Annotated in this window: 23 protein-coding genes; 9 read left to right on the top strand and 14 right to left on the bottom strand. The window is 66.0% G+C overall.

Features of this window, described 5'->3' with window-relative positions:
- Nucleotides 1-7 precede the first annotated feature (7 nt).
- The 4 genes from MF407_RS15290 to MF407_RS15275 all read right to left on the bottom strand — a co-directional run bounded on the left by MF407_RS15290 (nt 8) and on the right by MF407_RS15275 (nt 7,096).
- Nucleotides 8-2,677, bottom strand: coding sequence for a replicative DNA helicase (locus MF407_RS15290; RefSeq protein WP_170221639.1), 2,670 nt, complete (start codon nt 2,675-2,677; stop codon nt 8-10).
- A gap of 374 nt (nt 2,678-3,051) precedes the next feature.
- A complete protein-coding gene (locus MF407_RS15285) occupies nt 3,052-4,248 on the bottom strand; it encodes a peptidoglycan-binding protein (protein ID WP_239702817.1) in 1,197 nt (398 codons plus the stop codon).
- 52 nt (nt 4,249-4,300) lie between these two features.
- The gene (locus MF407_RS15280) at nt 4,301-5,674 is read right to left on the bottom strand and encodes a peptidoglycan-binding protein (RefSeq protein WP_239702816.1); all 1,374 of its coding nucleotides are present in this window, start codon (nt 5,672-5,674) and stop codon (nt 4,301-4,303) included.
- Nucleotides 5,675-6,325: 651 nt separating this feature from the next.
- Nucleotides 6,326-7,096 carry a peptidoglycan-binding domain-containing protein gene (locus MF407_RS15275; protein ID WP_239702815.1) on the bottom strand — a complete coding sequence of 257 codons (771 nt, stop codon included), beginning with the start codon at nt 7,094-7,096 and terminating at the stop codon, nt 6,326-6,328.
- Nucleotides 7,097-7,590: 494 nt separating this feature from the next.
- On the opposite strand from MF407_RS15275, the gene MF407_RS15270 reads away from it, so the two are divergent.
- Nucleotides 7,591-8,919 (top strand): MATE family efflux transporter, encoded by a 1,329-nt coding sequence (locus MF407_RS15270; protein ID WP_129626471.1) that lies wholly within the window; start codon nt 7,591-7,593, stop codon nt 8,917-8,919.
- Between the two features lie 71 nt (nt 8,920-8,990).
- Here the strand turns inward: MF407_RS15270 and rplI are convergent, their stop codons facing one another.
- The 6 genes from rplI to MF407_RS15240 all read right to left on the bottom strand — a co-directional run bounded on the left by rplI (nt 8,991) and on the right by MF407_RS15240 (nt 14,623).
- Nucleotides 8,991-9,440: a 50S ribosomal protein L9 gene (gene rplI, locus MF407_RS15265; RefSeq protein ID WP_129626473.1), complete on the bottom strand. Its 450-nt coding sequence runs from the start codon at nt 9,438-9,440 to the stop codon at nt 8,991-8,993.
- Between the two features lie 26 nt (nt 9,441-9,466).
- A complete protein-coding gene (gene rpsR / locus MF407_RS15260; RefSeq protein WP_115921520.1) occupies nt 9,467-9,703 on the bottom strand; it encodes a 30S ribosomal protein S18 in 237 nt (78 codons plus the stop codon).
- Nucleotides 9,704-9,817: 114 nt separating this feature from the next.
- Complete coding sequence (locus MF407_RS15255) at nt 9,818-10,402, bottom strand: single-stranded DNA-binding protein (protein WP_239702814.1); 585 nt, start codon at nt 10,400-10,402, stop codon at nt 9,818-9,820.
- Nucleotides 10,403-10,432: 30 nt separating this feature from the next.
- Complete coding sequence (rpsF, locus tag MF407_RS15250) at nt 10,433-10,720, bottom strand: 30S ribosomal protein S6 (protein ID WP_129626477.1); 288 nt, start codon at nt 10,718-10,720, stop codon at nt 10,433-10,435.
- 128 nt (nt 10,721-10,848) lie between these two features.
- Entirely contained in the window at nt 10,849-12,252 is a 1,404-nt protein-coding gene (locus MF407_RS15245; RefSeq protein ID WP_239702813.1) for a glycosyltransferase family 87 protein, read from the bottom strand.
- A gap of 37 nt (nt 12,253-12,289) precedes the next feature.
- Complete coding sequence (locus MF407_RS15240; protein ID WP_129626481.1) at nt 12,290-14,623, bottom strand: transglycosylase domain-containing protein; 2,334 nt, start codon at nt 14,621-14,623, stop codon at nt 12,290-12,292.
- 198 nt (nt 14,624-14,821) lie between these two features.
- On the opposite strand from MF407_RS15240, the gene MF407_RS15235 reads away from it, so the two are divergent.
- The 3 genes from MF407_RS15235 (at nt 14,822) to MF407_RS15225 (ending at nt 17,311) form a co-directional block, all read left to right on the top strand.
- On the top strand, nt 14,822-15,388 hold the full coding sequence (locus tag MF407_RS15235) for a PadR family transcriptional regulator (RefSeq protein ID WP_239702812.1): 567 nt from the start codon (nt 14,822-14,824) through the stop codon (nt 15,386-15,388).
- Nucleotides 15,389-15,406: 18 nt separating this feature from the next.
- Nucleotides 15,407-16,501: an inositol-3-phosphate synthase gene (locus MF407_RS15230; protein ID WP_141927186.1), complete on the top strand. Its 1,095-nt coding sequence runs from the start codon at nt 15,407-15,409 to the stop codon at nt 16,499-16,501.
- Nucleotides 16,502-16,843: 342 nt separating this feature from the next.
- Entirely contained in the window at nt 16,844-17,311 is a 468-nt protein-coding gene (locus MF407_RS15225; RefSeq protein ID WP_129626487.1) for a hypothetical protein, read from the top strand.
- A gap of 55 nt (nt 17,312-17,366) precedes the next feature.
- Here MF407_RS15225 and MF407_RS15220 read toward each other — a convergent pair whose 3' ends face one another.
- A complete protein-coding gene (locus MF407_RS15220) occupies nt 17,367-18,221 on the bottom strand; it encodes a hypothetical protein (protein WP_129626489.1) in 855 nt (284 codons plus the stop codon).
- A 210-nt stretch (nt 18,222-18,431) separates the two neighbouring features.
- Nucleotides 18,432-18,593 (bottom strand): hypothetical protein, encoded by a 162-nt coding sequence (locus MF407_RS15215; protein ID WP_168990273.1) that lies wholly within the window; start codon nt 18,591-18,593, stop codon nt 18,432-18,434.
- Between the two features lie 97 nt (nt 18,594-18,690).
- On the opposite strand from MF407_RS15215, the gene MF407_RS15210 reads away from it, so the two are divergent.
- A complete protein-coding gene (locus tag MF407_RS15210; protein WP_239702811.1) occupies nt 18,691-19,638 on the top strand; it encodes an alpha/beta hydrolase in 948 nt (315 codons plus the stop codon).
- Nucleotides 19,635-21,152, top strand: a complete 1,518-nt coding sequence (locus tag MF407_RS15205) for a fatty acyl-CoA synthetase (protein WP_345770877.1) — start codon at nt 19,635-19,637, stop codon at nt 21,150-21,152. Before MF407_RS15210 ends, MF407_RS15205 begins: the two co-directional genes overlap by 4 nt.
- Before the next feature lie 75 nt (nt 21,153-21,227).
- Here MF407_RS15205 and MF407_RS15200 read toward each other — a convergent pair whose 3' ends face one another.
- Complete coding sequence (locus MF407_RS15200; protein WP_129626493.1) at nt 21,228-21,770, bottom strand: YceI family protein; 543 nt, start codon at nt 21,768-21,770, stop codon at nt 21,228-21,230.
- A gap of 118 nt (nt 21,771-21,888) precedes the next feature.
- On the opposite strand from MF407_RS15200, the gene MF407_RS15195 reads away from it, so the two are divergent.
- Together MF407_RS15195 and MF407_RS15190 are read left to right on the top strand one after the other, a co-directional pair.
- The gene (locus tag MF407_RS15195; RefSeq protein ID WP_129626495.1) at nt 21,889-22,392 is read left to right on the top strand and encodes a MarR family transcriptional regulator; all 504 of its coding nucleotides are present in this window, start codon (nt 21,889-21,891) and stop codon (nt 22,390-22,392) included.
- Between the two features lie 107 nt (nt 22,393-22,499).
- Nucleotides 22,500-23,960 carry an SIR2 family protein gene (locus MF407_RS15190; protein WP_239702810.1) on the top strand — a complete coding sequence of 487 codons (1,461 nt, stop codon included), beginning with the start codon at nt 22,500-22,502 and terminating at the stop codon, nt 23,958-23,960.
- 4 nt (nt 23,961-23,964) lie between these two features.
- On the opposite strand, the gene gabT is transcribed toward MF407_RS15190, so the two are convergent.
- Nucleotides 23,965-25,311 carry a 4-aminobutyrate--2-oxoglutarate transaminase gene (gene gabT, locus MF407_RS15185; RefSeq protein WP_239702809.1) on the bottom strand — a complete coding sequence of 449 codons (1,347 nt, stop codon included), beginning with the start codon at nt 25,309-25,311 and terminating at the stop codon, nt 23,965-23,967.
- Nucleotides 25,312-25,435: 124 nt separating this feature from the next.
- Between gabT and MF407_RS15180 the strand changes: the two genes are divergently transcribed.
- A complete protein-coding gene (locus tag MF407_RS15180; RefSeq protein WP_239702808.1) occupies nt 25,436-26,149 on the top strand; it encodes an exonuclease domain-containing protein in 714 nt (237 codons plus the stop codon).
- Nucleotides 26,150-26,207 lie beyond the last annotated feature (58 nt).

Below are 26,207 nucleotides of genomic sequence, written 5' to 3'. Positions count from 1 at the left end.
CATCAACTCAGAAGTTCTGCGCCATGTCCTTGAATCGCGAGTAGTGGCCCTGGAACGCCACCGTGATCGTGTCGGTCGGGCCGTTACGGTGCTTGGCCACGATGACGTCCGCCTCGCCGACGCGCTCGGACTCCTTGTTCGTCTGGTCTTCACGGTGCAACAGGATGACCATGTCGGCGTCCTGCTCGATGGAGTTGTGGACGCTGATTCCGTTCGCCACGAAGTTGTGGGCGCCGAGCACGGTCGCGTCGAACGTCTCCTCCAGACCGTCGAGTTCGACCGACTTCACGGTGTCCCACATGACGTCGTTGATCGCGAACAGTTCGAGGTCTGCCGAATCCAGCACTGCCGCAACGCGGCCCAGGCGCTCGCGGCTCGGGGCGCGCTTCCACATGGTCGACCCGCAGAACTGCGAGTCCATGGCCGCGGCGAACTCACGGTGCGTCATCCCCTGATCAGACATGACCTGCTTGACGGTGTCCCAGACCTGCACCGGCACGGTGTCGACGTTGGTGTTGTTCTGCTTCTCACGAATGATCCCGAGCAGTTCGGCCGCCTGAACCGACCGCGCACCGTGCACCCCGATCTCCTGGAGGAATCGGCGCTGACTGTCCGATCCGGAGACGTCGATCGTGTACCCGTCGCGGTAGTTGCCCTCGCGGGTCACTCGCGTACGCGTCGAGATGCCGAACCGCAGCAGCAACTGGCTCAGGTCGTCCACGAGCCGGCGCGAAGTCGAGGCGTAGTAGATGCGCCCACCCGACTTCGACTTGTTGACGGTCACCGATCCGTCGGTCGCCCAGATGTGGTTGATGAACAACGCGATCTGACGCTTCGAAGCAAGGAACATCGACTCCGGCACGAATTTCTCGTGGCTACGAAGCCCGAACAGTCCGAGTCCGTCAAGCCATTCGGTGATCGGGTTTCGCTTTCCATGATCGAGCCGATACGGCGCGCGAAGTCGCAAGGTCGTGCAGCGAGCAGCCGCGTACTCGTCTCGCACCGAGACGATCCCGAAAGCGGACAGCGCCGCTTGAGAAACCACTTCCAGGTTCGCCTCGTCGATGGACGCGTACCGCAGCGGTTGACCCTTCACAAACGACCCGTCGCCGATGAGATGCGCGAGCAGAATGATCCGAGCCTTGTCGTCCCACGGTTCGAACCTCTCCGGCGCCGGCACGTGCCGTGGGACGGCGACCCGGTCGCCTTCCTTGAGGTCACCCAGCGCGCGCCATCCGTCGTACGACATGAGGGGGTGGTTCTCGGTGAGTCGCAACGTTTTTCCGGACACCAACGTCAACCGGAAGACCGGCTTCACACCGCTGCGGAACGCATGCGTCATCGTCCGAGTGACCAAACGCTGCCGGTCGTCCAGGGCCCAGACCGGGACGTCCTTCTCTCCCGATGCAACCAACTCACCGATGGTGATCTCAGCCCCGGTGTCGGCGCGCAGGATGCGGGAGTCGGCCGTCAGACAACCCGATTCGCGAAGGTCGCTCATCTGCGGACGCTTGTCGGTGCGCTGCTCCGGGCCTCGGTTCAGCTGCGAGATCGCGATGACCGGCACCTCGAGTTCCTTGGCAAGCAGCTTCAGCGCACGCGAGAACTCCGACACCTCCTGCTGACGCGATTCGACCTTCTTGCCGGACGTCATCAGTTGCAAGTAGTCGATGACGACGAGCTTGAGGTTATTGCGCTCCTTCAACCGGCGGCACTTGGACCGGATCTCCATCAGCGACATGTTCGGTGAGTCGTCGATGAACAGAGGAGCGTCGGAGATGCGGCCCATCGTCTTGGCGAGCTTGGCCCAGTCCTCGTCGCGCATCGTGCCCTTGCGCATGTGCTGCAACTGGATCTCGGCCTCGGCCGACAGCAGACGCATCGAGATCTCCACCTTGCTCATCTCCAGACTGAAGATGACCGAGGTCATGTTGTTCTTGATCGACGCAGCGCGCGCGATGTCCAGACCAATTGTCGATTTGCCGACAGCCGGCCGGGCGGCGATGACGATCATCTGGCCCGGGTGCAGACCGTTGGTCAAGGTGTCGAGGTCGTGGAAGCCGGTGGGCACACCGGTCATCTGACCGCCGTGCGAGGACGCGGCCTCGATCTCGTCGGCGGTCTGCTCGACCACCTCGCCCAGGCGCACGTAGTCCTCGGTGTCCTTGCCGGCGGTGACCCCGAAGATCTCCGCCTGCGCCGCATTGATGACGTCGACGACGTCTCCCCCGCCGTCGGACTGCCCCATCTGCACGATGCGGGTGCCGGCTTCGACCAGTCGGCGCAGCACCGCCCGCTCGGCGACGATCTGCGCGTAGTACCCGGCGTTCGCCGCGGTGGGCACCGACTGGATCAGCTCGTGCAGGTAGGGCTGGCCGCCGACCCGCTGCAACTCGCCACGCTTGGCGAGTTCGTCGGCGACGGTGATCGCGTCGGCCGGCTCACCGCGTCCGTACAGGTCGATGACCGCTTCGTAGATCATCTCGTGTGCCGGGAAGTAGAAGTCGCGGCCGTTGACGACCTCCGCCGAGTCGGCGATGGCGTCCTTGCTGATCAGCATGCCGCCGATCACCGACTGCTCGGCGTGCCGGTCCTGCGGCGGAACGAGGCCGGGCGCGTTGCCGCCGGAGTGGTCGGAGCCACCCGAGTCGGCGTACGCCGGGTTCAGATCGTCCACGACATGCCCTGCTTCCTGCTGCTCTGAACTCCCGACACCACTGCACCAGCCACCACCGACAACGACCTCATGCGCTGTTCGACACCGGGCTGACAGGGAACCGTACGACGCGGTTCACCGACCCGCCAAACAGTCGGCTCACCTCCCTGTGCGCAACCTGGGGACAACGTGTGTGACCGGCTGTGGAGCATTGCTCACAGGCTGTGGACAACGCTGTGCATAACGTGGAGAGGCGGCACTGACCTGCAAAAACAGATTGTTCACAGCTGTACCACTGGGTGAGACACACTCCGTTCCCCCTCTGAGGGTGCGAACACGAATCGGCCCGCACGACCGGATAGCTGGTCGTGCGGGCCGTGACCCGGGGGCTGGAATCAGCCGTTGGTGCTGGTGACGAACACGCCACTGGAGTAGTTCGTGCCACGCTCGACCGAGTTCGGCAGCGAGTGCGAGCGCCAGGTGTTGCAGTCGATCAGGCCGAAGTGCAGGTGCGGACCGGAGGAGTTTCCGGTGTTGCCCGACGTCGCGATGGGCTGTCCCTGCGCGATCGGCTGACCGGCCACCACGCGGTACGCCGACAGGTGGAAGTACACCTGGCACGCGCCGGAGGCGTCCTTGATCCGGACGTACATGCCGCCGCCCATCGAGGTGTACCCGGTGTCCTGCACCACGCCCGCACGCGAAGCCACGAGCGGGGTGCCGACCGGCATGCCGAAGTCGATGCCGTGGCGGTTGTAGGAGGTGTGATGCGACCAGGATCCACCCGGACCCTGGGTGATCTTGAACGTGCCGCCTTTGGCCCACGGCATGCGGTACGGACCGCTCGGGTCACCTACGGGCCGGGTGACCGGTCCGGTCGTGTCGGTGGTCGTGGTGCCGGGGGTGGTCGTCGTTCCGGTCCCGGTCGTCGGACCGCCGGTACCCACACACGGGAAGCCATCGAGTGCACGCCAGGTGGCCGAGTCCACGGTGCCGGTCACGGGAAGTGACTTGGACGCCTGGTAGGCACGCACCCGGGCCAGCGTGGCGGGACCGAACGAACCGTCGACGGTCAGCCCACCCAGGCGCTGCTGCGCGGTACGAACCAGATCGCCCGTGCTGCCGAAACGCAGCGTGGAGACACGGCAGACCTTGCCCTCGCCGGCCTTGCCCGGAAAACCACCGAGCGCCGCCCACGTGGCCGGACCGACGCGTCCGTCCACATACAAATTCTTGGACGCCTGGTAGGACATCAGACGGCTCTGCGTCGCCGGTCCGAACGATCCGTCGACGACCAGTCCGCCCAAGCGCTGCTGCAGCGTCTTGACCAGCTCACCCTCCGAACCGATGGACAGCCAGACGACGTTCTGCGCCGCAGGCGTGCGAACCACCGACGGTGCTGCCTTGGGTGCTGCCGCGGGTGCAGCGGTCGGAGCGGCCGCTTCTGCTGCTGGCGCCAGCACCGTCGCCGCACCGGTCGGGACGGTGACGGCGACACCGACTCCGGCCATCAGGCGGGGCGAGGTGATGGCACCGGCCGCCGGGTTGGGGCGTCGCTTCAGGTGGCGGGGTGCGGGGGAAGTGCGGAGCAAGATGTTCAGCCTTTCGGGGGTCGGGCGCGACGGTTCGCAGTCGGGGGGCTCGTCAGCTGACGAAGCGGCCGAAACCGGTGGGGGTGTTGTAGATCGGCTGCAGACGAACGACCTGGCCCGGGTACGGAGCCGCGATCATCCTTCCTTCGGACACCCAGATACCGACGTGGTAAGCAGGCGAACCGAAGAAGACGAGGTCACCCGGCTGCGGCGTGCTGACCTTGGTCAGGAAGCGCTGCTGCGCGCTGGCCACGCGCGGGATCGACAGACCGACTTTGGCATACACGTACTGCGTCAGGCCCGAGCAGTCGAAACCGCCGGAAGGAGTCGCTCCGCCCCACACGTACGGGATGCCGAGGTACTGCTTGGCGGTGTCGATGATGCGCTGGCCCACCGTGCCGTCGGCCGGCGGTTCGGGGGTGGTCGGGGGGTGTGCGATGTCGCAGGGGAATCCACCGATGGCCGCCCAGGTCGCGTCGTCGACGACTCCGGTGACCGGCAGACCCTTGGACGTCTGCAGCGCACGGACCGAGGCCAACGTTGCCGGGCCGAAGACACCGTCGACAAGAACGTTCCCACCCAGGCGCTTTTGCAGTTCGACGACCACGGCACCGGTCGAGCCGAAGCGGACGGTCGTGACATCGCAGGCCGCAGGAGGCGTGACCGGGGGCGGGGTCACCGGGGGAACGGGCGGCTCCGGGGTGGTCGGCGGCTCCGGAGTGACGGAGGTGGGGAAGCCACCCAGCGCCTGCCAGGTGACCGGACCGACGACACCATCGACGTACAAGTTCTTCTGCGTCTGGAAAACACGCACCGCACGCAGTGTGGCCGGACCGAAGTCACCGTCCACCACGATGTTCAACCGCTGCTGGACGACCTTCACCAACGCACCGGACGAGCCGTAACTCAGGCTCACGACACCGTCGGTCCGCGGCGGGGTGGTGGGCGTCCCCGGCGTAGGCGGTTGCGGGGTGGTCGGCGGAGCCGGCGGCTCCGCAGTGACGGAGGTGGGGAAGCCACCCAGTGCCTGCCAGGTGACCGGACCGACGACACCATCGACATACAGGTTCTTCTGCGTCTGGAAAGCACGCACCGCACGCAGTGTGGCCGGACCGAAGTCGCCGTCCACCACGATGTTCAACCGCTGCTGGACGACCTTCACCAACGCACCGGACGAGCCGTAGCGCAGGCTCACCACATTCGTCGGCGCCGTAGGAGCCGTCTTGACCGGCGTCGCGGCGATCGGCGTCGCGGCCGGTCGCGCTGCCTGAACCGGCGCAGCGGCTTGCGCCGGGGCTGTCATCGTGCCGACAGCCGTCGTGGGGACGGCGAGGGCCGTTCCACCGAGAACGAGGGACTTGCGGGCGGCAACCTTGCCCAGGAGACCCGGGCGCTGCTTCTGGTGCCGAGGCGTGGTGATCGTCATCGGGCCCTCTCGATACGTAGTCCGTCGTACGTGTCTTCGGTCAGCCGCTCGCTCCTGATCGGTCAGGGTGACGACGTCCCGGTGGACCGGGGACGGGCTGCCGGAAGGACTATGCCCGCTCTGGGAGTTCTGGGGTAGTCGTGAGTGATGTAAAGCGGCGTGTCAGTTCTTGCACATGGGATTCATGTGACGTATGTGGCAACAGCGACAACCCGGAAGACGGTGGTTGAACGTGCACATTTTCGCGCCATCATTGACATCTGGCGCCGCACGCATACCAGGGGCGCCGAACGGACGAATCGAACGACACGCCGAAACACGGGTTTCTTGTAATTATCTCGCATCTTGAGATATCGGACGTCACGGCGACGTCGACCGTCGACGAAGTAGCATGTGCGCAGCAATTTCCGCCGGCCCTGCGTGCGTCCCGATCACGGCCAACTCGGTTGTCGCACAGCCGACTTGGCCACCACGCCTGAGCGCACAAACGCGCCGATGTCGAACGACGTCCCGGCACACGATTCGGTTGGTCAAGCGTGCATCACGACTTCCCGACACAGCGCGAGGGCTGGCCTTCGTCGCCCGAAAACGCAGCTTGCCCCGCACCGATCAGGTGCGGGGCAAGCTGAGATGTCGAGCAGGGGCTGACGATCAGTAGCGACCGTAGTTCTTGTAGCCCCAGATCTTCTTGGTGACGATGGAGGTACCGGGCATACGCGCGGACACCTCGTAGCCGTTGCCGGCGTAGATCGACACGTGGTACGCCGGGAAACCGGAGAAGACTAGGTCGCCGGGCACCGGGCTGTAGACGCGGCGTGCGCCGGCCTGCTGGGCACTGGCGGTACGCGGAATGCTCTTGCCGGCCTTGCGATGGACGTACTGCGTGAAGCCGGAGCAGTCGAAGCCGTTCGGCGTGGTGCCGCCCCAGACGTAGGGAACACCGTGGTACTGCTGCGCGATGCGAACGATGGACGACCCGCTGGTGCTCGTGCGCGGTGCGCTACGCGAGACGTACCCGCCGCCGGGCACTCCACCGAGGGCGCGCCAGGTGGAGTCACCGACATAACCGTTGGCATAGATACCGGCTCGGCGCTGAACCGACTTGACCGCCCAGAGGGTCTGCGGACCGTACGAACGGTCCTTCGCGATGGCGTAGCCCTTGCGCTGCAGGCGGTACTGGAGCAGTTCGACCCAGTAGCCACGTGCGCCGTAGCTGACGTTGTAGGCACCGGCGGCCTTGATCGGAGCGGCCTTGGCCGACGATGCGACCGCGGCGGGAGCCGGAGCTGCGCTGGCGGACTCGGACAGAGCGACCGGAACCACGGTTACGGTGGCGGCTGCAACAGCCAGACCGCGGCGGCTCACGATGGAGGAGACGACGCTCTGCTCCTGCTTGAGATGGCGAGGCTTGTAGGAACCCATTGCGGGGAAGACCCTTCGGCACTTGACGACGTGTTGACAAAGCTGCGCGGTCGACCGGAAGTGGTCGGCCGCGGTACTGCTGAGCGCTTCTGCTTCCCCCAAGTCAGCGTGGCGCCCGCACTACTGTGCACCAAACTCGGTTCGGTTCCGAACCGGAGGCAAAATTTTCGTCAAGGCTGCACACAGGGCTCCGCAGGGGCCCTCGACGAGGAGTCGCTCAACGGCCAACCACCCGGCCGTGACCATTCCGTGATTATCCGCGCTATTGCAGGCATGTCGGGACTTCGGCTTAACCGCCCGACAGGGACCCTCCACACCCCTCTCGCGCGTCCACATCGTGGGATCTTTGTGTCCCAATATTCGAGATGGCACCCAGCCCGGTGGGCCGGTAGCGTGTCCCACATGCGCGATTCCGCTGCACAGGCGCCACCCATTTCACTTCAGTACCGTCGACCTCGGGCCGGCAGCGGCCTGTGAACCGCGACTCATCCGCGATGGACGTCGCCCCGGTCGATCCACGCGACGTCCTCCGTCTTGCCGTACCGGCTTTCCTCACGCTCATTGCCGAACCGTTGTTCCTACTCACCGACAGTGCGATCGTGGGTCACCTCGGCACCGTGCCGTTGGCTGCTCTCGGAGTTGCGTCCGCCGTCCTGCTCACTGCCGCCGGCGTATTCGTCTTCCTGGCCTACGCGACGACCTCGGTGGTGGCTCGTCGTATCGGTTCCGGGCGACGGACGGCAGCCCTCGAGGCCGGGGTGGACGGTATGTGGTTGGCGATTCTGCTCGGCGTCCCCACCGCTGCCGGGGTTGCGGTCTTCGCCGAGCCGTTGTGCCGGGTCATGGGAGCGGACGGCGCCGTCCTCGATCCGGCAGTCACCTACCTGCGGATCGCCGCACTCGGCATCCCGTCCCTGCTTGTCGTGTCGGCCGCCACCGGAGTCCTGCGGGGCTTCCAGGACACCCGCACTCCCCTGGTCATCGCCACCGCGGGCTTCACCGCCAACGCGATCCTCAACTATCTTCTGGTGTATCCGCTCGACCTCGGTATCGCCGGGTCGGCGATCGGCACGGTGATCGCGCAGAGCGGCGCCGCGGCGGCCTTCGCGTTCCTGGTGTTGCGCCGGGCAGGTGCGGCGGGTGCCCGTCTCGCCTTCCACCCCGGGGACGTCCTGGCGGCGGCCCGTGTCGGCGCCCCGCTGCTGGTCCGCACCATCGCCCTGCGTGCGGCGTTCCTGCTCACCACCTGGGTGGCAGCCGCCCTCGGAGTGATCCCGCTGGCTGCTCACCAGGTCGCGATGAACGTGTTCAGCCTCCTCGCCTTCGCCCTCGACGCCCTGGCCATCGCCGCGCAGGCACTCATCGGTACCGGCCTGGGCGCCGGGGACGCTCCCTACGCGCGGCGCGCCACGTCCTTGATGACCCGCTGGGGCTGGCTCGGCGGACTCGGGTTGGGCGTGATCACCGCCGCGTCCGCTTGGATCCTTCCCCCGCTGTTCACCTCCGACCCGCAAGTGCGCTCGACTCTCACGGTCGCGCTCCTGGTGCTGGCGGTCACGCAGCCGATCTCCGGAGCAGTGTTCGTGCTCGACGGCGTCCTGATGGGCGCCGGAGACAACAGGGCTCTCGCATGGCTGTCGATCGCCACCCTGGCCGCGTACGTGCCCGTGCTGCTGCTCGCGCGCGAGCTGGGCACTTCGAAGTCACCGCAGGTCGGCATCGCCCTGCTCTGGGGAGCGCTGGCCTGGTTCATGGCGGCGCGCTGGTTCGCGTTACGGCAACGCGCGCGTTCGGACGCGTGGCTGGTGGTCGGTGCGCGCTGAAACCGGGACAGAAAGGACTGCGACCCCGCTCGTGACGAGCGGGGCCGCAGCCGTGACTGCCGGGTCGAGCCTTACTTGGCGGCGACCACGTTCAGCTTGAGGGTGGCAGCGACCTCGGGGTGCAGGCGCACCTCGACCTCGTGCTCACCGAGCGAACGGATCGGCTGCTTGACCTGGATGGTGCGACGGTCGACGTTGCCGGCACCGGCGTCCTTGACCGCGTCGGCGATTTCGGCGGTGGTGACTGCACCGAACAGGCGGCCGGACTGACCGGAGCGTGCCTGCAGGTTGACCTTCGCGTTCTCCAGCGAGCCCTTGAGCGCCTTGGCGTCGTCGAGCGACTTCACAGCGCGGACCTCGCGGGCCTTGGTGATCGACTCGACCTGCTTCTGGCCGCCCTTGGTCCACGGGGTGGCCAGGCTGCGGGGAAGCAGGTAGTTGCGGGCGTAGCCGTCCTTGACGTCGACGACGTCACCGGCGGAACCGAGGCCGTGGACCTCGTGGGTCAGGATGATCTTCATGTCTGTGTCCTTTCCTACGCCGGGGCTCAGCGAGCCGACGACGAGTACGGCAACAGGGCCATCTCGCGCGCGTTCTTGACGGCGTTGGCGATCAGGCGCTGTTCCTGCACGGACACACCGGTCACGCGGCGGGCGCGGATCTTGCCGCGGTCGCTGATGAACTTGCGCAGCGTTGCGACGTCCTTGTAGTCGATCTTCTCGACCTTCGCCGCCTTCAGCGGGTTGGCCTTCTTCTTGGGCTTACGCACAACGGGCTTGGCCATCGTGGTGCTCTCCTTCTACTTCAGGGAGCCCGAGCGAACTCGGGATGGTGATGTTGATGAGTGGTGCGGGGTTCTCGCCCGCACCGGTTGAGTCAGGACTCGATCAGCGGTGGATCAGAATGGCGGTTCGTCGTAGCCGGGGCCGGCGTTCCATCCGCCGCCCTGCTGGCCACCACCGGAGTTGCCCCCGGAATTTCCCCCGGAGTTGCCCCCGCCGTAGTTGTTCGAACCACCGGTGGCCCACGGGTCCTCCTGCGGCGCACCGCCGCCGAAGTTGCCGCCCTGGCCGGAGCCGCCCTGCTGTCCGCCACCGAAGTTGCCGCCGCCACCGCGCTGGGTCTTGTTGACCTTTGCGGTTGCGTAGCGCAGCGAGGGGCCGACTTCGTCGACGTCCATCTCGACCACGGTGCGCTTCTCGCCTTCCTTGGTCTCGAACGAACGCGACCTCAGGCGACCCGACACGATCACGCGCGAGCCGCGGTTGAGCGACTCGGCGACGTTCTCGGCGACGTCACGCCACACCGAGCAGCGCATGAACAGCGTTTCGCCGTCCTTCCACTCGTTGGTCTGACGGTCGAACTGCCGCGGCGTGGACGCCACGGTGAAGTTCGCGACAGCGGCTCCGGACGGCGTGAACCGCAGTTCCGGATCCTGAGTGAGGTTGCCGATGATGGTGATGACGGTGTCGCCGGCGGCCATGGTGTTGTCCTAACTCGTGACGAAGAGGAATCAGGCGTCGGCGCGCAGCAGCTTGGTGCGCAGGATGGACTCGTTGAGACCCAGCTGGCGGTCAAGCTCCTTGGCGGTTGCCGACTCCGCGGTCATGTTGACCACGGCGTAGATACCCTCGGACTTCTTCTTGATGTCGTAAGCCAGGCGACGGCGGCCCCACAGGTCGATGTTGTCGACGGTGCCACCATCCTTGGTCACGACTGCGAGCATCTTGTCCAGCGAGGGCTGGACCGTGCGCTCGTCAAGCTCGGGGTCGAGGATGATCATGAGTTCGTACTGACGCATGCGTAAACCCACCTCCTTCGGTCTTGAGCGGCCACGTCGATCTGACGTGACAGGAGGTTTACTGCGTGTCCTGCGTCCCGGTAGCGGCGCCGACGGCGTCGTCCACGGTGAGCAGAACGTCGGTCAGTCTAGAGGCGGTCGCTGACAATCAGCGAATCGCGGCCGTCGCCTGTGGAGAAGCCGGTCCCTTCGTCCGCGGCTGTGGACGACTGCCGTGTCGTCCATTCCTCGTGCCGCGCGGCACCGTCCGGGTCATGGAAGTCCTGAAGTTCCTCGGCCGTCTCCCAACTGATCCAGGTGATCGCGCCCCAGGCGATCAACCGGATGAGAGCGAACACCAGGTACAGGGCTGCCGGGACGCCCTTGTCGACGTCGGAACGTGAGGCGATGTAGAGCATCGTCAACACGAAGTACGCGACCTCGACCCCGGCCCACAGCAAGTGTTCACGCCAACGGACGGCGGTGAGCGCGAGCAAGGGAAGGATCCACAGCGCCTGCTGCACCGGGAAGGTCTTGCCGGTGGCCATCACGATGACCAGCATCGTGAGCGCAAGGGGAGGCAGTGGCGTCAGGTGCCTGGGACGACGCACCAGGTACACGCCCACCAGCAGCGCCAGCACCCAGCCGGCGACCGCCAGCCAGGTCGCGGTGGACGCAGCGACCGGAACCTTCAGCAGGGTCAGCACGAACCACGGTGAGCCGTAGCCGGGTGCTGCCGCGTTCCAGGTGCGGTACACGGTGAAGGGATCGCCTCCGGCGAGATGAGCGACCCCGAAACAGGCGACGACCACGGCCGTACCTGCGGCGAGCAGACGGGTCAGGTCGGCCGTGCGCCGGTCGCGCAGGGCGACCAGCACAATGGCCGCCACGATGATCAACGGATACGTGCGCGCCATGACCGCCGCCCCGAGCAGCACGCCGGCGGCCAGCGAATTGTCCCGGAGCCAGAGGACCAGGCCGATGGTCGCGAGCGCGACACCGAACGCGTCGAAGGAGACGAGCGAGGCGGTGATCAGCACCGGGCTGAGCGCCAGGTGAGCGGCGAGCCAGGGGGTGTCACGCAGGGCGCCGGCCAGCGCGATGACTGCGGCCGCCACCGACAACGCGATCACGACTGCCCCGAACGCGAAGTAGTACTGCTGGACCGCGAGCGTCGAGCCGTCCGGCGTGATCTGTCGGATCACCCAGTGCAGGACAGCGGTCAGCACCGGCTGGTTGTCCCCTGCCGACCCCTTGGCCCACGGCCCACCTTCGGTGGTGAGCCCGACGGCCAGGTCGGAGTAACAGGTCCGCCACAAGGAGTCGGGCGCTCCCCAACCGTTGCTGATGCAATACGCCTTGCTCAACGCGCCGAGCGCGACCATCACAGACGCGAGCGCACTGAGCACCGTCACCGAGTAGGAGATGCCCCGTCGACCGACTGCGGCGTAGCGCCCGACGGGTCCGCCGATCACCTGACTGCTCCAACCGGCGACCCCCTCCCCGCGACTGGGGACGGTGAGGCGCAGGTCGTCGTTCGCGGGCCCGGTCACGCTGCGCAGGATACGACGGTCACGACGGACGAAGCGATCAGGGAGCCGGGACCGATGCCGGTGCGGCCGCCGGGGCTGCCGGTGCGGTGGGTTGGGCGGCCGGTGCGGTCGGCTGCGGCACCGTCGTGGTCGCCGGTGGACGCGTAGTGCTGGTCGGGACCGACGGCTGCGTCGTGCTCGGCGGCGCGGACGTCGTCGTCGGTGCCGTGGTGGTGGACGTGCTGCTCGACGTCGTGGTCGAGGGCGGCGACGAACTCGGCGTCGAGGTCGGGCTCGAGGTCGGCGACGACGTGGTCGTCGTGGTCGTCGTGGTCGTCGCGGGCGGCGCCGGCCTCGATGACGTCGCCGTCGGACGGCGGGTCGTCGCGGGCGGCGGCACGTACTTGGTGGCAGGCTGCTTGCCCTTCACGTTGCCGGGCTCCGGCAGCTTGGCAACCGGTTGCCCCTTCAGTGCCGCGTTCATGTATTCGGCCCAGATCGTCGCGGGCACGGCACCGCCGTAGAACTCGGCTCCGGCGGCTTCTCGCAAGGAATCGGTACCGTCGCCGGCGTACATACCGACCGACGTGGTGAGCTGGTTCGGGGTGAAGCCGGAGTACCAGGCGGCCTTGAACTCGTCGGTCGTGCCGGTCTTACCTCCCGAGGGACGCGTGAATCCGGCACCCTGCAGCGACGGGTAACCGGTGCCTCCTGCCTCGTTGACACCGGCCATCGCGTTGACGACGTCAGCGGCGACGTCCTTGTCGATGGTCTGTTCGGTCTTCGGCTCGGCCGCGTAGGAGTAGTCACCGGTGACGCTGGCGACCTTGCTGATGAAGTACGGGGTCGCGCGCTTCCCCTCGCTGCTGATCGTGCTGTAGGCGCGAGCCATGTCGATGACGCGCGTCGAGGCGGTACCGAGGATGTTCGTGGTGTCGTCGGCCAGACCGGGGCTGGTCTGCGGAATGCCGGCCTTGATCGCCGCGGCACGGGTCTTGGCCGGACCCATCTCCATGTTGAGGCGAAGGAATGCCGTGTTGACCGACTTCTTCATCATGAACGACAGATCCACCGAACCGTAGGACACACCGAGGTTGTTCTGCAGCGGCTTGTCGAGACCGGGCAGCTTGACCGGGCTGTTGCCGTCGAAGCGGCTGTTCAGGCTGTAGCCGTTCTCCAATGCACCGACCAGGCCGAAGGCCTTGTAGCTCGATCCTCCCTGCGGAGCGGCTTGGGTCGCGGAGTTGTAGTTGTTCTTGCGGTAGTCCTTGCCGCCGTACATCGCGACCACGGAGCCGTCCGGCTTCTGCGAGACCAGTCCGGCACGCAGCGGGATCGACGAGACCGCGGGGACGTTGTCCTCGACGGCCCGGACGGCAGCGTCCTGCGCGTTCTTGTCGATCGTCGTCGTGATCCGCAGACCACCGCGGTCGATGTCCTCGTCGCTGAGCTTCAGCGTGCTCTTCAACTCGTTGCGCACCGAGGCGGTGATGTAGCCGGTCGGCCCGCTGCCGTACGTCGGCGCCTTGCGCGGCTGCACCGCCGGGAAGCGGATCTGGTCCTTGGCCTGCTGAGTCATCCAGCCCATGTCCACCATGCCGTTGAGCACGTAGTCCATGCGTCCACGGACGGCGGTCTTCGCGCGCTCGCCGTTGGCCGGGTCGTAGATGCCCGGGGCGTTGATCACCGAGGCGAGGAATGCACCTTCGGCCGGGGTCAGCTTGGAGACGTCCTTGTCGAAGTAGACCTTCGAGGCCGACTGGATGCCGTAGGAGTTACGCCCGAAGAAGATGTTGTTCAGGTAGTTCTTGAGGATCTCGTCCTTGGTGTACTTGCGGTCGATCTTGATCGAGATCATGACCTCTTTCAGCTTGCGGCTGACGGTCCTGTCCTGAGTCAGGAAGTAGTTCTTGACGTACTGCTGAGTGATCGTCGAACCACCCTGCTGCTGACCGCCGCGCAGGTTCGTCCAGAACGCACGCACGATGCCGGTCGCACTGACCCCGTTGTTGGTGTAGAACTTGCGGTCCTCGGCGGCCAGGAACGCCCGCTGGACGTGCAGCGGCACCTTGGCGAGTTCGACGTCCTCGCGGTTGACCGAGCTGAACCGGTCAAGCTCGGTCTTCCCGTCGTTGTAGTAGACGATCGAGACCTGCTTGGCGGCGTCGGCGTTCGGTTGAGGGATTTCGGTGCGCATGTAGACGAACACGAGGGCGGCGAAGCCGAGCAGGCCGAGAATGACGAAACCGAGCATCGTGCGCAGCGCAACCTTGAGCCACAGCGGCTGGTTCCTGCGTCCGGAGCGCCTTGCCTCGCCACGTCGACCGCCGACGGCACGGCGACTGCTGCGCTGTGCGGGGCGGGATTCCTGCGAGTCATCGGTGTCTGCCACCGAACGAGCGTAACGCCAGATTCGGACAACCCCGGTCCGTGCGTTATCAGGTGACTCGGTCGCGAGTGTTCGCGGGTGACCGTCGACACGCCGATGTATCGACTCGATACATCGGATGAGCTATCGTCGTGCAGACAAAGTAGTTCCATGTCAGCTCCCACGAACATTGCACGTGTTTGTTTCTCGAAAGGTGGTCCCATGTCTCGCCGTGGCGCCACCCTCGAGTTGGCTGTCCTCGGGCTGCTGCACGAACAGCCGATGCACGGGTACGAACTGCGAAAGCGCCTGGGCGGAATCCTCGGAGCGTTCCGGGTGGTGTCGTTCGGATCCCTGTATCCGTGCCTGAAGTCACTGGTGTCCCGCGGATGGATCACCGAGCACACCGATTCGGCGGCCTCCAAGCGTGCCCGGATCAGCTACGAACTCACCGCCGAGGGCAAGGAGCAGTTCCAGACACTCATGGAACAAGCCGGCCCGGCGACGTGGGAGGACTACAGTTTCGATGTCCACTTCGCCTTCTTCGGTCGAGCCGACCGCGAGGTGCGACTGCGCATCCTCGAGGGCCGGCGCACCCGGCTCGAGGAGCGACTCGACACCGCACGCGAGCAGGCCAGGATCCGGCGCGAACGCAGCGACCGCTACACCGCCGAGCTGCACCGACATGGTCTGGAGTCGACCGAGCGCGAGGTGCGCTGGCTGACCGAACTGATCGAAACCGAGCGCAATTCATCACCCGACCCCTCCGGGTCACCGCACAAGCCCTGACAACAAGGAGATTCACTCATGGGTTCCATTCGCGTCGCCATCGTCGGCGTCGGTAACTGCGCCAGCTCGTTGGTGCAGGGTGTCGAGTACTACAAGGACGCGGACGCCACCGCGACCGTCCCCGGTCTGATGCACGTGAAGTTCGGCGAATACCACGTCAACGACGTGGAGTTCGTCGCTGCGTTCGACGTCGACGACAAGAAGGTCGGCAAGGACCTCGCCGAGGCGATCAACTCCTCGGAGAACAACACGATCAAGATCTGTGACGTCCCGACCTCCGGCGTCGAGGTGCAGCGCGGCCACACCCTCGACGGCCTGGGCAAGTACTACCGCCTGACCATCGACGAGTCCGCCGCCGAGCCGGTCGACGTGGTCAAGGCGCTCAAGGACGCCGAGGTCGATGTCCTCGTGTCTTACCTGCCGGTGGGTTCGGAAGAGGCCGACAAGTTCTACGCCCAGTGCGCGATCGACGCCGGCGTCGCCTTCGTCAACGCGCTCCCGGTCTTCATCGCCTCCGATCCGGAGTGGGCGGCGAAGTTCGAGGCTGCAGGCGTGCCGATCATCGGCGACGACATCAAGAGCCAGGTCGGCGCGACCATCACCCACCGCGTGATGGCCAAGCTGTTCGAGGACCGCGGCGTCGCGCTCGACCGCACCTACCAACTCAATGTCGGCGGCAACATGGACTTCAAGAACATGCTCGAGCGCGAGCGCCTTGAGTCCAAGAAGGTCTCCAAGACCCAGGCCGTCACCTCCAACCTGCACGGGTCCCTCGCCGGCGTCGGTGCCGACGACCGCAACGTGCACATCGGTCCCTCGGACTACGTCGCCTGGCTGGACGACCGCAAGTGGGCGTACGTGCGCCTGGAGGGTCGCGCCTTCGGTGACGTGCCGCTGAACCTGGAGTACAAGCTCGAGGTCTGGGACTCCCCCAACTCGGCCGGCATCATCATCGACGCCATCCGTGCGGCGAAGATCGCCAAGGACCGCGGCATCGGCGGCGCTCTGTTGTCGGCGTCGTCGTACCTGATGAAGAGCCCGCCCGAGCAGCGCGAGGACACCGAGGGCCGCACCAAGCTCGAGGCATTCATCAAGGGCACAGAAGAACGCTGACGAAGGAAGCGTGCTTCGTGGGTGCCCGCAGGTTGAGTAAGCCCTGCGGCTGAGGGACGAAGCCGCAACGGGCGCATCGAAACCCGGGCACAGAAGAACGCTGACGAAGGAAGCGTGCTTCGTGGGTGCCCGCAGGTTGAGTAAGTCCTGCGGCTGAGGGACGAAGCCGCGACGGGCGCATCGAAACCCGGGCACAGAAGAACGGTAGTTCGACGTGTCGAAAGGCCCCGGTCGCTCACGCGACCGGGGCCTTTCTTCTTTCAGCCGGAACCGACTCGGGTGTGAGACCCGTCACCTCTTCCGTGGGTGCGCAACCCGGCGCTCCACAGGAGGGGGTAAGTCATGAGGAACATGAAGATCACCGGTTCTTTGGCGGTTGCGGGGGCGATCGCGATCGGTGGGATCGGGCTGGCGAACGCCGGAGGTGCTTCGGCACACAGCGCGTCGGACGTCATCCGTCAGGGGTGCGGTTCGGGCTATTCCGTCGTGAAGGACGGACACCGAGGCATCTACAAGAATGGCAAGAAGTGGGGGGACGTCTACCTCACCTACAACGCATCCAACGGGATGAACTGTGTCGTCACCCGCAAGGTGGCCTGGCACGGCACGTACACCCCGACGCTCGCGCGTCTCGACGTGGCGAACGACGGTCGCGGCTACGTGCAGGACTGGAAGAAGTACAAGTACTTCGCAGCCACGAAGGCGTACGGCAAGGGCAAGTGCGTCGCCTACTGGGGCGACGTCCGTCCGGGCTGGGACGCCAGGCCGCACGCGTCCGCCGGCCGCTGGACCTGGGGTAACTGCGGCTGACACCCAGCACATGAGGAAGGCCCCGGCGTGATGCCGGGGCCTTCTTCATGCGTGCTCACAACTGCAGTTCGGACGTCTTCTGCTGGGCGAACTTCTGGCTGACGAAGGCGTGGCTGGCCAGGATCTGCTCGGCTCCGAGTTCCTCGGCCCGCTCCATCACCGCGTGGACGCCGTCGGACAACAGGTCGAGTTGCTCGTTGAGAAGGTCCTGACCGGTGCGTCCGTCGCGCAGCGGGCTGGTGTCGGCCCGTGCGGGCGACAACGCGAGGTAGGCCCCGATCGCCTCGACCGCGAAGTCGTGCTGGATCTGCTCGACCTCGAAGCGCAGCTTGTCGCCGGCCGGGCCGCGCTCGTCGATGTAGGCGAGCGCCTCGAAACATTGCAGGTTGAGCGCCTTGGCGCGTTTGGCACTGTCGGACGGCAACCGCGGGTGCTGCGAGAGCACGGTGAGGTTCTGCGGCTGCGGCATCGGCTGGGCGCCCATGTGGGAGAACGCCTGCGGCACCGGCTGCGTGACCGGCCAGGCCAGCGGTGGGGGCCAGCTGTTGGCGACGGCCTTGCCCTTCGGCTTGGTGGATTTCGAGCCGTTCATCAGCGAGATCGCCGTCGCGACCACGAGCGGGATGAAGACCCACCCCGCCCCGAAGACACCGAAGGCGGCGGCCGTTGCCAGCACCCGCAGACCGTGGTTGCTGTGCTTCTTCAGGATGTTGCCGCCGGCGAACGCGAAGCAGGCCGCGAGTGTGATTCCTGCCGCCGGGTGCACCACCCAGCCCGCACCGAGGACGGTCAGCATCAGCATCAGTACGGCGAGGATGATCGCGCGCCGGTTGCCGTCGTGGCCCTTCTGCCAGACCACGCCCGCGTACATCGCGAGCAGCAGACCGGCGATCGGGTGGACGATCCACATGACAGCTCCCTTCGACGCGGGCTCACCTGTCGTTTCAGAGTACGTCGCGTGGACGGGGTTGGACAGGTGCCGACAACTACTGTCGGGTCAACGCCCGGACGGCCTGTCGGGTTTCCCCGAACCTCAGCAGGTCCTCGGTGAAGGCGTTGAGGTCCTTGGTAGTGCTGACGAGCGCCCCGGCAGCACCGAACACCGACGGGTCGAAACTGTTCAGCGGGTAGGTCTGTTGCCGGCGAACGCGGTACCGACCAGGAACGGACCCTTCGTGCCGGCGGTCGTCGGGTAGCTGGTCTGATTCACCCCGGCCGGCTTGAACACACGGCGCTCGAGCAGTTGCGGGAGCTTCTGTGGCTCCGGCTGATCTGGCGACATTGACGTTTTCGGATCGGCCGCGCCGACGGACCCGGCGGCATAGGCTCACCACAGTCATCTGGTCACCTGCTTGGTCACATTCGGAACGAGGAACACCGTGCGCACCGACACCTTCCTGCTCGACACCGCCGACGAGACGCCGGTCTTCGTCCACTGCTGGTCGCCGGAGGGCACTCCGCGCGCCGCCGTCCAGCTCGCGCACGGCATGGCCGAGCACGGCGCCCGTTACGAGCGGTTCGCCCAGGCACTGACCGACGCCGGGTATGTGGTCTACGCCGGTGACCACCGCGGCCACGGCAAGACGGTCCACGACCCGAACGACGTCGGTTACTTCAAGGACGAGGAAGGTTTCGACGCCGTCGTCGACGACATGTCCGTGCTCACCCAGCGGATCAAGGCCGACCACCCGGGCCTGCCGGTGTTCCTGTTCGGCCACTCGATGGGATCGTTCCTCTCGCGGATGTACGTCACGAAGTACGGATCCGAACTCGCCGGCCTGGTGCTCTCGGGCACCGGTGGATCGGCCGGCCCGCTCGGCAAGGTGGGCCGCGGAATCGCCGGCGTACAGGCGAAGGTGAAGGGTCGCCGGCACCCGTCCGGCCTGATGAACAAACTCACCTTCGGCCAGTACAACGCCGCCTTCAAACCGGCACGCACCGACTTCGACTGGCTCTCGCGCGACGAGGCCGAGGTCGACAGGTACATCGCCGATCCCAAGTGCGGCGAGCTGTTCACGGCCGGGTTCTACGCCGACCTGCTGCACGGACTGGAGCGGGTCAACGACGACAAGGTCGTTTCGGCGACCCCGGACGATCTGCCGATCCTGCTGGTGTCCGGCAGCAACGATCCGGTCGGCGGCAAGGAGGCCAAGGGCGTGCGCGAGGTGGCGGCACAGTTGCGCACGACGGGCGTCCGCGAGGTCACGACGACAATCTATCCCGAGGCTCGTCACGAACTGCTCAATGAGACCAACCGCGACGAGGTGACCGCCGACCTGCTCGCCTGGTTCGACGCACATCTTCCCCAACAAGGGGCCGGCGCATGATGGACGCGACCACGCTGCGCAGCAACACGGTGTCGGACGTCGTCCGCCGAAGTGCCGCGCGATTCGGCGACCGGGAGGCCGTGCGCTTCGGCGACCGCACCTGGAGCTACCGCGAGTTGGACGACGCGGTCACCCGGGTCGCGCACCACCTGGCCGGTCTTGGACTCGAACCGAAAGCGCGCATCGCAACCCTCGGCAAGAACTCCGACGCCTACCTGATCGCGTTCCTGGCCTGCGCACGCGCCGGGTTCATCCATGTGCCGCTCAACTACAACCTGCTCGGCCGCGAGCTCGACCACCTGATCAACAACAGCGCAAGCACGCTCGTCCTGGTCGATCCCGCGTTCGCCGCCCGCCTCGACGACATCGAGCACCAGCCGTCCGCCGTCATTACGCTCCGCGACGCCGGCGACTCTATTCTCGCTGTGGCACAAGGTGATTCAACACCCGACTTCGAGGAGCGCGGCCGGGACACCGACACCGTCCAGTTGCTCTACACCTCCGGCACGACATCGGCTCCGAAGGGCGCGATCATGTCGCACCGGGCGCTGGTCAGCGAGTACGTGTCGTGCATCCACGCGCTCGACCTGCACCCGGACGACAACCCGTTGCACGTGATGCCGCTGTACCACTCGGCGCAGATGCACGTGTTCGTACTGCCGGGGCTGATGATCGGTCAGACGAACACGATCCTCGAAGTGCCCGAAGCAGCGGACGTCCTGAACCGGCTGGCGAACGACGGTCACCGTTCGTTCTTCGCAGCACCGACACTGTGGGTGGGCATGGCGAATCACCCTGATTTCGAACGACTTTCGTTCGGTGGGCTGACCAAGGCCTACTACGGGGCGTCGATCATGCCGGTGCCGGTGCTCAAGAAGTGGCAGGCGAAGGCGCCGACTGTCGGTTTCTACAACTGCTTCGGTCAGAGCGAGGTCGCACCACTGACGACGGTGCTGCGACCGGAGGAGCACGAGGCGCGTCCGGACAGCGCGGGCAAGCCGGTGCTGTTCGTCGAGGCACGGGTCGTCGACGCGTCCGGCGACGACGTCCCGACCGGCGAATCCGGTGAGATCGTCTACCGCTCACCGCAGTTGTGCGACGGCTACTGGAACAATTTCAAGGCCACCGAAGAAGCGTTCGCCGATGGCTGGTTCCACTCCGGCGACTTGGTGCGCCAGGACGAGGAAGGCTACATCTTCGTCGTCGACCGCATCAAGGACGTCATCAACACCGGTGGTGTGCTCGTCGCGTCCCGCGAGGTCGAGGACGCTCTTTACACCCACCCCGGCGTCGCCGAGGTCGCGGTCGTCGGGGTGCCCGACGAGAAGTGGGTGGAGAAGATCGTGGCGTTCGTCGTACGCCGGCCCGAAGCGTCCGACCTGGACGTCGAGACGCTCACCGAGCACGCGCGCACGCAGGTGGCGTCCTTCAAGGTGCCCAAGCAGATCGAGTTCATCGACGATCTGCCGCGCAACGCGTCCGGCAAGATCCTCAAGCGTGAACTTCGCGGCTGACGAACGAGCCCGCCCCACCGCGACGGGGGTTCGCGGTGGGGCGGGGGCTTGCTTTGCGGTCAGGCCGCGGGCGGATCAGGCCTGACGAATCGCGGAAATTTCGAACTCCAAGGTGACCTTGTCGGAGACCAGGACGCCGCCGGTCTCGAGGGCTGCGTTCCAGGTCAGACCGTACTCCGCGCGGTTGACGACGGTCTTGCCCTCGAAGCCGACACGCTGGTTGCCGAACGGGTCGGTGGCCCCACCCTCGTACTCGAACTCGATGGTGATCGACTTGGTGAGGTCCTTGATGGTCAGGTCGCCGGTGACGACGAGGTCATCGCCCTTGGCCTGGACGTCGGTGCTCTTGAAGGTGATCGTCGGGTACTTCTCGACGTCGAAGAAGTCGGCGCTCTTCAGGTGCCCGTCACGGTCGGCGTTGCGGGTGTCGACCGATGCGGTGTCGATCGTGACGTCGATGGACGCATCCTGCAGGTTCTCACCGGTGACGGCCTTGCCGTCGACCTCGTTGAACGAGCCGCGGACCTTGGTGACCATCGCGTGGCGGACCACGAAGCCGATGCGGGTGTGCGACGGGTCGATAACGTAGGTGCCGTTCAGCGTGTCGATACCGGACATATGTAGTGCTCCTTGTTGAACGCGGTGCGGCCGAGCCGGCGCCGCAGCTATTGTTGACGTGTCACCAACAATAGAGGTAATATTCTTGACATGTCAACTACGCCGGGGGAGCCCGGAAATGAGCGGGAATGAGACACCCGAGCCGCGTTGGCTCGACGACCGACAGCAGCAGGTCTGGCGCCAATGGCTGCTCGCACATCGCGAGTTGAACGCGCTGATCTCGCGGCAGTTGCAGGCCGACGGCGGACTTTCACTACCCGACTTCGAGGTGTTGGTCGCACTGAGCGAGGCACCTGACCGCCGGTTGCGCGCCACCGTGCTGGCCGACGGGATGTTCTGGGAGCGCAGCCGACTGTCGCATCAGGTCAAGCGGATGGAAGCACGCGGACTGGTCAGCCGTATCGACTGTGAGCAGGACCGCCGCGGTGCCTGGATCGGGATCACGGCCGAGGGTCAAGCCGCGCTCGACAAGGTCGCACCCGGCCACGTCGAGACGGTGCGCCGTCACCTGTTCGATCGCCTGGATGAGGCATCGCTGGAGGCCCTGGGCCGCGCGACCAGCACGGTCCTGGACGGCATCGACGGGCCTGAGGTCACCTACCCGAACACGAAGGTTTCCTGATCCGAGAAGGTTTTCTCCTTCTCGGAACGGTGATCGAACCTTCTCAACGGTAGAGAACCTTCTGCGTCCGACCGACGACCGTCCCCCTGGTTTGACAGGATCGACTCATGCTCAAGGGCCACCTCTTCCTGCTGCACGCCGACCTGGCCGATGTCGCGTACGACGCGATCGTTCTTCCCACTGACTCCACCTTCTCGGTGCGTGAGGAATGGAAGAAGCTCGGCGTCGACACCAGCAAGCCCGCACGCTTCGACGAACAGCACTTCGGCAGGACCGGTCGCACCTGGTGGGTCGACGTCACCGACGGCGGACGCTCGGACGCTGACGCGCTCGTCGCGCACCTCGCCGCTTGTCTGGACGATGTCGCCGCGACACTGAACACCCGCCTGGCGCGGGTCGCCGTCCCGGTGCTCGCTGTCGGCGGCGGCGGGCTCGACGACGAATCCGGCTCTGTCCAGGGCCGATTGCTCGACGTACTGGTGAAAGCGGCCGAGCATCACGTGCTCGACATACTGCTCACGACCATCGACGAGCGTCGATTCCAGGCACTTCAGGACGCCCGACTCGGGGATCCGACGCGATGGTTCCCGGGGTTCGCACAGTCCGGGCGTCCGGACGAGCCCACGCTCTCCCTGGCGCAGACCCTCGGCACCCGCGCCCGCAAGGGTGAACTGTCGCTCTTCCTCGGCGCAGGCGTGAGCGTCGGTGCCGGACTTCCGGATTGGCGAACCCTCGTTGCCCGGATCGTGGCAGCCGCGAAGTTGCCGGACACGATCACGCCCCAGTCGTTCGGCGAACTGTCGCTGCTGGATCAGGCCGAGTTGCTGCAGCGGCGCGACCCGAAGTTCGCCTCGGCGGTCGTCGATCAGGTCAAGACGGTCAAGCGTCCCGGGCTGTCGCATCTGCTGCTCGCCGCGCTACGGGTTCAGCAGTCGGCCACCACCAACTACGACGATCTCTACGAACGTGCGGTGAGTTCCGCCGACCACCGCATACGCCTGGCGGTGTTGCCGTACGAACGGCGCACCGACGGACGGCCCTGGCTGCTGAAGATGCACGGCGATGTGCAGCATCCGGACGACATCGTGCTCACCCGCTCACAGTTCGCGGCGTACGACGCACGGCATCGGCCGGCCGGCGCACTGTTCCAGTCGATGTTGTTGACCTCGCACCTACTGGTCATCGGAGCATCGCTGACCGACGACAACGTGCTGCGACTGGTGCACCAGGTGCGCGACTACCTGCGGCCGACAGCCGGCACCGCGAACTTCGGCACCGTACTGAGTCTTCATCCCGACCCGGCGCGCTCGGCGCTCTGGCAGGACGAACTCGACTGGATCAGCGTCGACCGGGAGGGTGACGACCCCGGACGGGTGCTCGAGATCTTCCTGGACGCCGTCGCCATGCATGCCTGGTCGGCATCGACCAGCGTCCTGGACGAACGCTTCGACAATCAGTTGACCATCGACGAGCGCGACCTTGCGCAACGAGTGCGCGAGATTGCCGGCGAGGTCGAGAGACAGACCGGCCACGCCTGGCAGGGACTCAAAGGCGCCCTGCGACTCTGATCGCTCAGAGTGCGTCGATCGCTTCCCCGATCACGTCGAGGCCTTCGTCCAGTTCTTCGTCGCTGATGATCAACGGCGGGAGCAGGCGGATGACGTTGCCGAAAGTGCCGCAGGTCAACGTCAGCACGCCCTGCGAATTGGCTTGAGCAGCAACCTTCTTGGCTGCATCCGCATTCGGGGTGATGCCGTCGTCGGTGACGAACTCGATCGCGAGCATCGCTCCACGACCGCGCGCCTCACCGACGTACGGGGACGACTGCACGAAGCTTTCCAGCCGCGGCATCGCCACCGCTTCGATCTGTTTCGCACGACCGACCAGGTCATCGCTCTCGATGACCTCGATCGCCGCGAGCGCAGCAGCACAGGCCACCGGGTTGCCGGCGTACGTACCGCCGATGCCACCGACCGGCGCCGCATTCATGATCTCGGCCCGCCCGGTGACCGCGGAGATCGGCATTCCACCACCGAGCGCCTTGGCGGTGGTGATGAGGTCGGGCTCGATGTTCTCGAACTCGGAGGCGAAAAGCGTTCCGGTACGGGCGAATCCGGTCTGAATCTCGTCGGCGACGAACACGATGCCGTGCTCACGCGCGAAGTCCTGCACACCCTTGAGGAAGCCGGGCTCGGGAGCGATGAAACCGCCCTCCCCCGCGATCGGCTCGGCCACGATGCAGGCGACGTTACCGGCACCGATCTGGGTCAGCACCATTTCCTTCAGCATCGCCAGCGCCTCGGACGCAGCGTTCTCGCGCCGGTTCGGCCAGCGGAAGCCGTACGCGGTCGGCGTCCGGTACACCTCGGTCGCGAACGGACCGAATCCCTGCTTGTAGGGCACGTTCTTCGCGGTCATCGACATCGTCATGTGCGTGCGCCCGTGGTACGCGTGATCGAGGACGACGACTGCCGGGCGACCGGTGTAGGCGCGGGCGATCTTCACGGCGTTCTCGATCGCCTCCGCCCCACTGGTGAACAGCGCGCTGCGCTTGTCGAAGTCGCCCGGCGTCAACTCGTTCAGCTTCGCGCAGACGTCGACGAAGCCTTGGTACTCGGTCACCATGAAGCAGGTGTGGATGGCCGACTTCGCTTGTGCAGCAACGGCTTCAGCGACCTTCGGGTTCGCCGCACCGACACTGGTCACTGCGATACCGGACGCGAAGTCGATCAGCTTGTTGTCGTCGACGTCGACCAGCAGCGAACCCTCGACATGGTCGATGAAGATCGGCGAGGTGATACCGAATCCGCTGGAGACGGCCTTCTCGCGAGCAGCGTGCAGTTCACGGGACTTCGGCCCCGGGATCTGCGTGCGCAACTGACGGATCGACGCGACGGTCGCTGACTGTGACTCGGACATTGTGACGGCTCCCGAACGTGGTGACATTTCGAAGTCGAACTCTTGAGCCCGACCTGGCCAACGGTATGCCCTCGTCCGCGACTTGTCTCCCGGGACTGTCAGACCGTGCTCCTACAGTGGTGCCATGACCTCGACGACTCCCCCCGAACCGTTTCCGGTCGAGGTGAGTCGCCGTTTTCCACACAATTACGCCGTGCTCGACGTCGAGACCAGCGGACTCGACCCGCGCCACCACCGCGTCCTGCAGGTCGCGGTCACCCAACTCGATGCATCCGGGTCGATCGAGCGACGCTGGAGCACGTTGGTCGATCCAGGCGTCGATCCGGGTCCCGTCGACCTCCACGGCATCACTTCCGAGAGACTGGCCGGAGCGCCCACGTTCGCCCAGATCGCGCCGACCGTCGCCGACCTCGTCCGTGATCGTGTCGTCGTGGCACACAACGCACGTTTCGACTGGGCCTTCCTCGCCGCCGAGGCCAAACGCGTCGGCTCGACGTTGCCCACTCGCGAGCGCCTGTGCACGATCGAGCTGACTCGCGCGCTGAAGACTCCTGCGGCCACGTTCTCCCTCGAATCCCTGTGCACCTACTGGAACGTCCCACAGGCCAGACCGCACGACGCCGAGGACGACGTCCGGGTGCTCGTCGAGGTGCTGCGCCACGCACTCACCGACGCCCACACCCAGCGCATCGCGCTTCCGATTCGTGATCCTTACGCCCGGATTCCGTTGCGTCGCAAGCTTCGTCGTCGTTACCGTCGTCTTCGGTGGAAGCTGCGCCGCCGCTGGAAAAACATCCGCGCTCACGCACACGATGTGCCGCATATCCCCCAGCCATAACTCCACGGTGCCGGTAAAGCGCACCCCACCTCACCGGTAAGGAAACGGTCAGCGCGAG

Source organism: Yimella sp. NH-Cas1 (assembly GCF_022359705.1).
Taxonomy (GTDB): Bacteria; Actinomycetota; Actinomycetes; order Actinomycetales; family Dermatophilaceae; genus Yimella; species Yimella lutea.
Note: the sequence above shows the minus strand (reverse complement) of the source record. Positions and strands in the feature narration are given on the sequence as shown.